Below are 13,397 nucleotides of genomic sequence, written 5' to 3'. Positions count from 1 at the left end.
TCCTGAATATATTTTACCTTTTTCTTAGTAAAATCTTTTGATTCAACAATCTTTCTTAGATTCACTAAGTATAATAGGGTGCATCGGCAATAAAAAGGTTTATGACCGAAATGGGTATGCCGACATCAGGATCTGATATGCTTGAGAATTCCACATTCGTCAGATTGTTTGCAAGAGGTGTAAGAATATAAGTGCTTTCCATAAATTTCATCCTGACATTTCCATTAGTGGCAATTGTGCTATCAGAAACAGATTGTACATTCATAACAACCGTTTTGGTCACTTTATTTTGAATAATCTCATAATCATACACCACATCTCTATTCTTAATTGGCCAAGGCATCTTTAAAACAACATGAACTCTGCCTTTGTTGGCATTAAATTTTCTTACCATCGCTGCATTTTTACAATTATATGCCCACATTTGATAAGTAGGAACAGACTCAAAAATCCTGACAAGGCTTCCAAGGTTTGTATGCATGCGTGTCTCTCCTTTAAATTCTTTAATACTATATCCTTCTAACTTGCGTGTACTAACTGTTATACCATTTTTTTCATATTCGGTTTTCCATGGCGGTACGATTATAAACAGACCTAAAAACGGTATCAAAATAAACAAGAATAGCTTTAGTGTTTTCATAATAGATAATATGAACCACTAATATAAAAAAAAGCCCCTTGAAATCAAGGGGCTTTTTCATCTTTATATGAAACAATACACTATTACTATTTATTTACAATAACTTTCTTAGTTGAGTTATTTCCATTCGGTGCAGTAAGTCTAATCAAGAAAATACCTGCAGCCTCATTGCTAAGGTCAACTTCAACATGTTCTTGATTTTGAGCTACATCAATAGTTGTGATGACAGCACCCACTGAATTCATCACCTCAATTTTGTTTACATCTTGTCCCATTCCTGCAAAGTCAATAGTAAATTTACCGGAGTTAGGATTAGGATAAACATTGAAATTAGATTCGTTAGCATCAACATTTCCAACAGAAGTAATTAAATCACATTGTTCGTCAATAAACACATTGCGAGTAAAAAACAATGATTTGTTTCCGGAAGGATCAGTAACACTATAAGTAATATAGTATCTGCCTTCAAACCAAACATCTAAGTTAGATTTAACAACTTCAACCAAAGGCAACAAATCTCCTTCAGTATAGTAGTTATCATTAATTTGCAAGCCGGTCATTAGGTTAAAATCAACACCTGGTTTAGTGCAGAAATCAGCACCTGAGATAACAGGAGCTTTAGTATCAACGACTTTCACCCAACGAGTTTTAACAGTTGTATTAGAAGATGGATCTGTAACAGTATATTCTTCTTTATACAAACCTACTACATCAGGATTAACAGTTGATGTTTCAGAGATAGTCAACTGTGATGTAGGATAATAATTATCATAGATACTTGGTTTCACTTTTACATATACTGCTTTTACTTGATGTACAAGAGTATCAGGAGTATTTAAAATTACAGTTGGAGCAATAAAATCACCCACAACATAATTTCTTGTTACCTCATTATAATTTCCTGATCCATCTGTTGCTTTGTAAGTAGTTGGATAAGTACCGGGCACATCCCATTGAACAGGACCGTTTACACCATACACTACTTTAAAGTCTATGTTATTCGCTCCCCAATAATTATCTACTGCTGTAGTTTGATCATACCAGAAATTACCTAACTGTATTTGTTCGCCTGTTAAGAAAACAAACTCAGGAGCAGTTCTATCAACTACATGAACATTTCTTGTAGCAGTAGAGGTATTACCTTGAACATCTGACACAGAATATGTTAGCGTATAAGCACCCAATTCAGTATAGTCAACGTTTCCGGAAACTGTAATTTGAGCTGTAACATCGCCATCAATATTATCGAAAGCTGTTCCCCATGGATCATTATAAGGAGTTGAATTCACTTCTATTGTGTCAACTAAATTTCCATTTAATGTTAGAACAGGAGCGGTTTGGTCATAAAGAACGTAAATTTCACGGGTCTTTTCAACAGTAACACCGGACGAGTTTCTTACTTTATATTTATAGAAATAAATACCAGCTTGATTCATATCTAAATTGGTTGAAGAAACAATAGCAGAGGTTAAATCTCCGTCAATCACATCATAAGCAGTTGCACCTAAATCAGAGTAAGATGAACCTGCTTCAACTCTAACCGTATCATCACCATTCAAAGTAATTACAGGAAGTACAGGATTTTTAACAAAAGTAACTTTATAGTCCTTATATTCAGCCAAAATACCGGGTCCGCAAGCTAACAATTCGTCTGTTGCACCATAGGCTACAATTGTTCTTAGGCGTGTAGTTCCAAAATAGGTATTGTCAATTGAAGGGACAGTGAAAGAAGAACTAACAGTTGCATTCTTAGTTTTTACTTCATGTAAAACCAACTCACTTGCATCATAAGTTCCGTCAGAGTTAAAGTCAATATAGATTGCTCTAGATACAGTATCAGCAGTTGAATTACGTCCCATCTCAACAGTATATGATTTTCCAAAGATTAAGTTAATTGCAGGATCCGTAGGAGTTAAGAATGACGCATATCCAACATTACCTGTAGAGTAATGATTAAAAATTAAATTATTATTATCATCATAAACATTTAAAGTATTATTAGATACATCTTCGTTGGCATCACTAGCTGCCGGGATACAAGGTTCAACAGCAACAATAAAATTATTTTTTACAAGGAAACTAACTGATCCGGCAGAATCGGTGCTACTCCATGCTCTTAATGAAACTGAATATGTACCTGCTTTTGTGAAACTTAAATTCGGGTGTTTGCCTAATAAATTACCGGAGTAGAGTTGGAATGTATTTGGAACAATATGCCATGTAAATCTATCTGCTTTATCAACAATACCATCCAATGCAATAACTTGGTTTACTGCGGGTCTATCATCTGAAGTAACAATGTCAAGTGAGGTTTTACCTGTGGGTTCCAATACACTCACTGTTCTGCAGAATGTTGAATCTCCTGTACAACTTTTTACTTCTAAACATACTTTATGATCACCCGGATCAACAAAGGTATATCTCATTTTATCACCATTGATTAGCGAAGGTGCTACTTCAAATCCATCAACAGTCCATGCAACTTGATTTAAACCATACAAATTTTTAACACTTCCTTCAAAATTCACTTCTGCTCTTGCATAAGCTTGTTTAGGTTGAATTTGCTCAAAATATGGAATTGCAGGATTGGTTGCACCATATTCGGTCTCAAACGAAGCAATGAATCCTTCATCGCTGCCGGGTGCAGAAGCATCAAACTCCACATACATTGCTCCTGAATGTGCTGTAACTGAAGCAGGTAAAGTAATATTTGACATTTTAAATCCATCTTCAGGATGCAAAGGAGTGCCCGTCTTATCATCACCATCCCAAATCATCAACTTATGGTTGCTATTGCCCATTTTAAAGTTCTCTATTGTTAAAGTTATTGCTTTCGCTCCGCAAGGCTTAATAAGCAATCTATTTATGCTAGGTTTCCCTTGTGCCCCTATTGGGTATTTGTCATTTACACCACCACCATCAACTATACGTCCACTACCAAATTCTGTCTGGGTGGTACCTTTTCCAAGAAGAATATCCGTATAAGCAGAGACTTTAATGTATTTGCTCTTATTGCTCATGCTCGGACCATTCACATTTGTTGCAGTTAAACTAACATTAAATTCTCCTAAATCAAAGAATTGAAAAACTGCATTATAAAAACTTCCATCCCAGCTTTTTCCTCGTAGTATATCTGAATTATCCATTAAATAACTTGCATCAGTGGGGTTTGTAATTCTCCAATCCCATTTATATGGTGCATAGGTAGATAAGTCATATAATGTAACTTCATCACCTTCGGTCAAACGGTTTCTATTAGCTGCAAAGTTAGCAGATGGAATAGATGGGATATCTTTTACAACGACAGTTTTAACAATAGTATCCCATCCTAAACAGTTATCGGCTCTAAGTTTTACTTTGTATTTTCCGGATCCGGGGAAAATAGTAGCATAATCATCACCCGAAAAGTCATACCCGAATCCTTTGTCCCATCTATAGAGAGCTTGTTTGGGATATTTATTATAAATAATCTGAGGTGCATTTGCCCAAAGTACAGATGGTACAATAAAATCTGCTTTTAGAATTGAAGGATTAAGTACATTCAAATAAACATCTTCAGCCTCTCCGTAAAGCGCAATAGAATATGTATTAGCACATCCATTACTAGGAGCCACATTACCTGAAGTATATCCACATTTAATTCTCAATCTTGTAAGTCCGGGTTTTGCAGTACAAGGAACAGTAAAAGTTATCCATCCAAAATCTCCCGGCTTCCCACTACCGGGAGTTTGGTTTAGTTTTATAAAAGAAGAAGTAGGAAGAATCCATTCCTCTGTTTCATAAGTTTTACTAATGTCATAGTCTATCCAAGCACCAAAATTACTATTCGCATAGTTATTCATTACATTAGATAAGGTTACACCAAGTTTGTAAGTAACACCCGTCATTAGTGTAACTGCAGTAGCAGGAGTATTAACAACATGCCCGCAGTGGGATGGATTAGATCCGCCATATTGATAACCATCAGGAGCTTTTTTGTAAATAATATTATCTCCCTCCATTAATATTACATCTTCAATGGCAGACATATAATTTGTTGTTGTGCCGCCATTAGTTTGGTCTTGCCAACCACACCAAGGGTCAAATGGATTTTGTGAAAAGACTTGAGTGGGCATAAGTACAATTAACATTGTTGCCCAAACAATACTGACACTAAGTTTCTTTAGATTCTTAATAGCTATTTTTGTAATTGAGATTTTCATAAGCCAATATAATATTTTTTGTTTAATTTATTTTAGGTTAATACCCCGCACCAGATTGCGCGGGGTATTATGAATTTGATTTATTTTACTATAATTATTCGTTTAACAATACTTAAATCTTTTCCTGATATCTTTACAGAATAGACACCTGTTGCATAATCAAACAAGTCAACAGACACCACCGCATTATTCTTTAGAGAGTAATTATTTATATTCATAACTCTCTCTCCAACGGAATTAAATACTTCTATATTTTCAACCCTATTAGTTACTTTGCCCAAATCGATTTCAAACACACCATTATTGGGGTTAGGATAAACATTGACCAAAACATCATTTTGAATATTATTTACAGATGAAATCACATCGCAATCTCTATTCACTTCGACAACTCTCCACACTTCTTCACTTCTATTACCGGAAGGGTCAGTTACAACATAGAGATTCTTATATATTCCTTCAAAGAAAATATTTACATCGCTATAAATAACTTGAATAAAAGGCATAAGTTCATCTGCAGAATAGTAATTATCTTCTACTATTACTCCGCTATGATTATTATACACATTAAATTGAGGAGTGCAAATATAAGGGGTAACAATAGATGGAGCAATTCTGTCAAGTACTATCACGGTTCTAACCTTTTCATTTTGATTTCCTACTTCATCAATAGCACGGAATGTTTCTGTATAAGTACCAAGTGTATATGGATTTACGTTTCCGGTTTTGAAAATAGAAAGATTATTGAATTCTGTTTGGTCATCAAAAATTGTTGGGTTAACAGAAGTATATGGGGTATTGACATCATGATAAACAGTATCAGGTGTGTTTAGAAGAATTGTAGGTGCAACAAAATCGCCAACAGTGTAAATACGAGATAAAGTGGTAACATTACCTGAGCCGTCTGTAGCCTTATAAAATACTTCATAAATACCTTTTACATTTTGATTTACAGGACCATTAAATCCGTAGGTTTTAGATAGTACTAGATTAGAACCTGACCAGAAGTTATCTGATGCATAAGTCATATCAGTCCAAACAGAACCAAGTTTAATGTTTGTTCCACCGACAACATGAATCACTGGAGGAGTTTGATCTCCCACTTCTACAACCCTGTCCATAGATGCTAAATTTCCACTATTATCATAAACAGAATAATTGACGGTATAAGAACCTAATTGATTATGATTAACTGTTCCAGCAACAACAACTAAATCAGTAACATCTCCTTGAATATTATCATAAGCAGTAACACCCGGGTCAGAATAACTACCGGTTCCTGCTTCTAAATAATCAGGATTGCTGCCTAACATAGTAATTACAGGAGGAATATTATCTTTCATTACAATTACAATGCGCTCTTTTTGTTCAGCTGCAATTCCACTTGCATTCACTGCATTATAGCGTACATAATACATTCCAATTACATTCACATTTAAGTTTGTACTAGATACTACTCTATAAGTGATATCACCTTCTGTTGGGTCGTATGCAGAATAACCTGGGTCAACAAAAGTTGCACCTTGGTCCAAATAGATTGTTTGATCACCTGCAAGTGTGATACTAGGAGTATGCGTAGAAGCAATTAGTCTTACACTATAATCTTCAATTTCGCCAGCACTCAGATCTTGACAAGGTGAAAATGGTAAAGTAGAGTGTGAAGTAATAACCCTCATTCTAACTTTTCCTAAAATTAAGTGGCTTACATCAGGAACTTGGAAATCAGCAGAAAAATCTTTATCTGGTGAGTTAAAAGAATATACAATCCTTTCACTATTAGTAAACACCCCATCACCATCCCAGTCAATATATGCTGCTCTTGAAACATTATTATAATTTGTAGCTCTTGACATACTTAGATTATAATGTCCACCTGCAGTTAGATTGATCACTTCATATTGGTCAGTAGTAAAGTTTTGATATGCAGTCTGTCCAGTAGAGCTTTCTTGAGAGAATATTACATGGTTATTAGCATTTTTAATTACTAACTTATTATTTCCAACATCTTCAGAAATTACATTTGAGAAAACTTGACAATAGTTAACAACTTTAATAAATGAGTCTTTAACAACAGAACGAACTGTTCCTGCAGAATCCAATGTATTCCAACCCATTAATCTAATATTATATGCACCAGGTGTTGTAAATTGTACTTGAAGATCCTTAGAATTCAGAGTATATGGTGGCACTATAACATAATCTAAAGGCACAATTTCCCATTTGAATTTACTCGCAATATTTGACATTCCTGAAAGTGAAACCACTTCATTCACTTGGGGTCTAACATTATCTGCATCAATCTGTAAGATTGCTGTTCCTGATGGGTTGCTCACATTTACACTTTTACAAATCATTGAATCACCGGCACAAGTCATTACCATCAAACATACATCATAAGTTCCTGTAGCGGTAAACTCATAATTTAATACACTGCCTCCTTCTGTAAGATTAGATGGAGGTACTGCAACACCATCAACATACCAACCATAAGATGGAATACCTGAAAGGTTTTTAGAGGTACTATGGAACATTGTAATGGCATTGGTAAATGCTTTGGTTTGACCATTAATATAGAAATCAAAAGACGGTGAAGGAGGGGTAGCATTTCCCAAGACAGATTCAAAAGAAGCTATCAGTCCACTATCAGTAGCAACTCCTTCGGATGTATTTAATTCAATATACATCGCACCTGAGGTAGCTTTAATTGTAAATGGAACGCTACTATTTGCCATATTAAAACCGCCTGAAGGGTGTAGAGGTGTTCCACTTGAACTAGTACCATCCCAAACTCTTAATCCATGAGCATTATCAGCAAACTTCAGTTGAGAAATTGTTAAAGATATTTCTTTTGCTCCACATGGCTGAATCAACAAATTATTGTTTGCAGGTTTACCTAAGACGCCAGTAGAGTAATTATTTGCAACACCACCTCTATCATAAATATTTCCCTTTTCTAATTGCGTGGTATTATCACCAATACCTAATCTGATATTAGAAGGAGTTTGAACTGTTACATACAGAGGTTTACATTTACTTGAAAATCCTTGTCCATTAGTTGCAGTTAAACACACATCAAATTTTCCAAGATTATTCATTGTAAACAAAATTTGGTTAGTTTTACCAAGGTATCCTATTGCGGTTCCATCAATATTGGTTAAATCATAAAGAGGTTGAATAGGATTGTTTAATTGCCAATCCCAAGAAACAGGTCCGTTATCAGAAATATCATACAAAACTAATTCGTCTCCTATGTCAACTGTAGTAGAGCTTGCGATAAAATCAATTGTGGGTTTTGCGGTAGGTGCAATTACATTTAGAGTTTTTGTAATACTATCAATTCCATAACAATTTTGTGAACGTAACTTAAGATCATAGCTGCCCGGAGTTGCAAACTCAGTAGTGTAATCACTGCCAGTATAATCAAATCCATCAACATTGAGATCCCATTCATGAGCGATATAACCTACAGTGTTTTTATTTGCAAATTTCACAGGGGAGTTCACATAGATATTAGCAGGCACTATGAAATCAACTGCTAATTTTGTGCTTTTAGATATATAAATATAAATGTCTTCAGTTTCTCCATACCAAGGGTATGCTGATGGAATATTAGGAACTAAAACACAACCTTTAGCTAATGTAACATGACTGGATGTTTTATCTAATGAAATTCTCAATCTGGTTAAACCTTGCTTTACGGAACATGGAATTGTAAATGTCATATACGAATAAGCACCCGGAGCTCCTTTAGGGGAGTTCACATACCATGAAGTTGGGGATACATTTAACAATTCCCCTGCATCAGTAAAGGTATTACTATAATCATAATCTATCCAAGCACCTGCATACCCATTATCAGCAACATTGATTCCTGATGAGGTAATACCAATTTTATAAGTACCACCTGCTGATAAAATGACTGGTGCATTTTCATAGTTTACAATCTTACCATACTCAGCAGATCCTGTCATAGGATTTACATTAACAGGACCTGAGCACCCATCAGCTTGCTTGTAATAAATCAAGTCTGCGCCCTGCTCAATTTTAACATCCTCAATACTAAGTCTGTTCTGACAGCCATATCCAGAAGTGTTTGGTCGTCTAATAGGACAATATGGATCCCAAATTGCAGCAGTTGCTACTCCAAATGAAACTGATAATATCCCCAAGAGCGACATTTTCTTTGCAATGGCTCCCAATCTATTTTCTTTTTTTAATTTTATTAATTTCATAACACTCACTTTTTATTTATCGTTTAAAACTACTTTAACTACTTAATCATCATTAATTTAACTGAAACATTACCTCTTTCGGTTTGAACATTTAACACATATATTCCTTGTGAATAGTTAGAAATATCAACATTTAATTTTCCGTTCACAATTTCAGCATTTGAGTATTGAGCTATCTTTACACCAATACTGTTTACGATATCAATACGTGAAATATTTTGTTTTGAATTACCAAAATCAACAATAAACAAGCCGCTATTAGAAGGATTTGGATAAACATTAACGCTCAAATTAGACTGTATATCGTTAACCGATGTAACAAGATCACAATCTTCTGCAATAATCACTTGCTGCTTAGCAATATTGGAAATATTTCCTGAAGGATCTGTTACTGAATAAGTAACGTTATAAGAACCGACTTCATACGGATTGACATTAGAATAAACTGTTTGAATCAGATCATATAATACTTCAGAAGAATAATAATTATCTGTAACAGTGAGAGTTGATTTTGAATTGAAATCAATACCAACCTTAGAGCAAATAGAAGGGGAAGTGATAAAAGGAGAAACTCTATCAACTACAGAAATCCAACGTGCTTTGATTGTTGTATTTCCACTTCCATCTGTTACCTTATAAGTCTCAGAATACAATCCCAATTTATTAACATTCAAATTCGTATTATATTCAACATCTAGTGTATTTGAAGCATAGGAATTATCTGATATAACAGGCTGCACCGGAGTATATGGTGAATTTACATCATGAATGATTGTATCTGCAGTATTTAAAGAAATCATAGGTGCAGTATAATCATCTACAATATAAGTTCTTGTTAATTCACTGCTGTTACCTGAACCATCTACTGCAATATATTTCACTTGATAAACACCTTTCACATCCCATCTTACAGGACCATTCACACCATATTCTTTCGTAAGATAGATATCTTTTGAAGCCCAATAGTTATCAGTAACACTAGTTTGATCATACCAGAATTTGCCTAAATCTACTAAATTGCTTCCAATTGGCAGAATAACAGGTGCTTCAGTATCAACTACCACAACCGTTCTGGTTTTAGTAGTATTATTTCCGGCTACATCTGTTGATGAATATGTAATCTGATATGTACCTAACTTATCCTCATTTAGATTAGAAGAAACAATAACTTGAGCCGTAATATCACCATCAAGTGCATCAATTGAAGTATATCCAGGTTCTGAATAAGTGCCAGATAACACTTCTATAGTATCGGGATTATTACCTAATAAAGTGAGAACAGGAGGTGTATTATCTGCTGTTACAATTACAGTTCTTGTAACAGGGCTAGCACTCACACCTGATGAATTTTTTACATTATATGTAATGTGGTATATACCCACAGTGTTTGGGTCTAAATCAGAATCAATTTCAATTCTTGATGAAATATCGCCTTCAAAACTGTCTGTTGCAGTTGCACCTTCATCTACATAAGGTAATCCTTGTTCTGTATAAGTAGTAGAATTACCATTTAATGTAAGCATTGGTGTATTATTCAAAGTGATTAATTTCACTAAATAATCTTCAAATTCACCAACAGATAATGGACCACACGCACTAGGTTCTTGATCATGGAATGCAGATACCACTCTCATTCTTACAGGTGATTCAGTAAATGACACATTAAAATCCGGAACTGTGAATCCGGCACTTGAAGAAAGATCACTCGAATTGATTACTCTCAATACTCTTTCAGTTGAATCAAAAAAACCATCTCCATTAAAATCTATAAAAACTGCATGAGATAACTCAGTAGCAACAGAGGCTCTGGTTACAGTTACTGTATAGTTTCCGCCTAGAACCATAGGAATCACTGTTGAACTTGGAGAAATAAATGATTCATAAGCTACACTGCCAGATGATGTGTTCTGACTAAAAATTACATCATTTCCACTGCTAATTTTCACATTATTTACAGACACATCGCTACTCACTATTTGAGCACTTGGAACACAATAATCAACAACAGCTATATAAGCTTGCTTTGTTAATACTGCTCCTGTCATTGCAGAGTCATTGCTATTCCAAGCTGATAAGGTAATATTATAAGTTCCTGCTTCTGTAAAAGATCCTCTTAAATCTTGGCTGGTATTATTAGAACCAAAATCATACGTAAATTTATTAGCAGGTTCAATTGACCACAAGAACTTATTAGCTTTATCAGTTATTGAAGAAACAATGATAGGAGTATAAGCATCCGGTCTTCTATTATTAGCAACAAAATCAATATTTGTTGGTGAAGTAGGATCTACTACCGTAATATATTGTACAAATCCAGAACCTATTGGGTCACCATAAATATCAAAATCACCTACACCTTGTAAACAGTCAGATTTAATCCATAAAGAAATCTTATAAGTACCTGCTGTATTAAAATTGTATTTGAATGCCTCTCCATCTCCTAAGTAGGCACTTGGAAGCACATCAACATCATCTACTTGCCAATAATATTCAGGAATACCAGATATATTCTTTGATGTACTCTTAATCATTGTTATTGCATTAGTATATGCAACAGGCTGATTTTCGCCAATTCCAATTGATGGCACAGGAGCACCTAAAACACCATAGTCGGTTGTAAATGTTGCTATCAATCCACTATCTGTAGAACCAGAAGTTTTTGTATCTAACTCCATATACATTGCACCTGAGGTGGCAATAACTTGAAAAGGTTGCGTTGAATTTGAAGGATTAAAACCCCCGGCTGGATGTAAGGGAGTTCCAAAAGATGGATTCGGACCATCCCACACTTTTAAATTATGAGATACTTGTGCAAATTTAAATTGCGTAACGTTTAAAGTAATGGTTTTTGCTCCACAAGGTTGAATTCTAAGACGACATACAGATGGGTCACCATTAGCACCAGTCTGATAGTTGGCATTTGGACCTCCTTTATCAAAAATAGTACCTGAACCTAATGAAGTAGCGGTAAGACCTGCTCCTAATTTAAATTCAGAGAATGGCACTACCTCAATATATTGCAATTTACATCTTTGAAAACTACCAACATTATTAGTGGCGTTCAAGCAGACATCAAAAAGTCCCATATCTTGTAACATAAATTTGGTAATATTATATCGTCCGCCTAATCCCAATGGAGTTCCATCCACATTAGTTAAATCAGGATATGCAGAGTTTGAAATAGTCCAATCCCAACTTGTAGGACCGTCAGATGAAATATCCTTCAAAATAATTTCATCAAATTCTTCGATGATAGTTCTATTTGAATAAAAATCAGTTCCGGGTTTCTGAGACGGTGTTTTTACATTAATTGTTTTGGTAACACTGTCAGAAGTACCACAGCCTTGTATTTTTAATTTTAATGAATGAGCACCTACGGACAATGGCACTAGAGTATAATCAACAGTAGTTGCATCGGGTCCGTTTAGATCCCAATCCCAAATGAAAGGCCAAGATAATTTATATGAATTATTCTTAAAAGTAACAGGGGTATTTACATAAACATTTGCAGGAACTAAAAAATCAGGTGCTTTTTCAACCTTTGGTGATGCAATAACCTGAACATCAAAATCCCATGTTTCACCATAACCATAAGGGTTAACACATGCCTGAGATGCAGAAAACGCAGTATTATAATCTGTTCTAATTCTCAACCTATAAATACCGGGTTTCATACCACAATTAATTAGAATCTTTCTTTCAAAAACAGTTTTTGGAGTATAAGTGGAAAAATTAACTCCTTGATCTAAAAATTCAGAATCTGAAAACTTATTGTCTCCGTTAAAATCAAACCAAACTCCCACTCCTCTTGCCCAACCAACATTAGTTTGAGGAATTGTAACTTTTAGTGTATATGGAGTCGCATTGGTAACCAACTGTATTGGCATCTCATTAAAATATGAGTAAGATGATCTTATTGTTCTACAAGTTGGACCCTCATCGTGATAATAATTACCCAACTCCATCTTTTCAAGGTAAACATTGTATCCGGTACCGGGATAGGAACAAGGGTTATTAGATGCTGTATTATTATGCGGAGCATTGCAATAAGGAGATGAATTTTTTATAAAATCATCAATTGCAATTTGTTGTGAAATACCAATTCGTGGTAAAAAACTAAATAATACAACGGCTATCCATAAATAAAAATGATGCGCGTTGTTTCTGAGCGTAGTAAACATTTTTTTCATATCTGTTTGTTTTTAGATTATACATTCTTTATGCTTTGAAATGGCGATATTAGAAGAAATAAATGAAACAGCCAAATGTTTTTTGATTTTTTTCCTTTAAACAGTCGATTGCGCAAAGCCCTCCCAATGAGGG

General features: G+C 34.7%; 4 protein-coding genes. All 4 read right to left on the bottom strand.

The window, feature by feature from the left end:
* Window positions 1–64: 64 nt before the first annotated feature.
* The 4 genes from M0R38_06180 to M0R38_06165 all read right to left on the bottom strand — a co-directional run bounded on the left by M0R38_06180 (window position 65) and on the right by M0R38_06165 (window position 13,264).
* On the bottom strand, window positions 65–640 hold the full coding sequence (locus tag M0R38_06180) for an START domain-containing protein (protein MCK9481331.1): 576 nt from the start codon (window positions 638–640) through the stop codon (window positions 65–67).
* 86 nt (window positions 641–726) lie between these two features.
* Window positions 727–4,842, bottom strand: coding sequence for a DUF5011 domain-containing protein (locus tag M0R38_06175; GenBank protein MCK9481330.1), 4,116 nt, complete (start codon window positions 4,840–4,842; stop codon window positions 727–729).
* Window positions 4,843–4,922: 80 nt separating this feature from the next.
* A complete protein-coding gene (locus M0R38_06170; protein ID MCK9481329.1) occupies window positions 4,923–9,074 on the bottom strand; it encodes a DUF5011 domain-containing protein in 4,152 nt (1,383 codons plus the stop codon).
* A gap of 38 nt (window positions 9,075–9,112) precedes the next feature.
* Window positions 9,113–13,264: a DUF5011 domain-containing protein gene (locus M0R38_06165; protein MCK9481328.1), complete on the bottom strand. Its 4,152-nt coding sequence runs from the start codon at window positions 13,262–13,264 to the stop codon at window positions 9,113–9,115.
* Between the last annotated feature and the right edge of the window lie 133 nt (window positions 13,265–13,397).

It is taken from the genome of Bacteroidia bacterium (genome assembly GCA_023228875.1).
In the GTDB taxonomy this organism is placed as follows: domain Bacteria; phylum Bacteroidota; class Bacteroidia; order NS11-12g; family UBA955; genus JALOAG01.
Note: the sequence above shows the minus strand (reverse complement) of the source record. Positions and strands in the feature narration are given on the sequence as shown.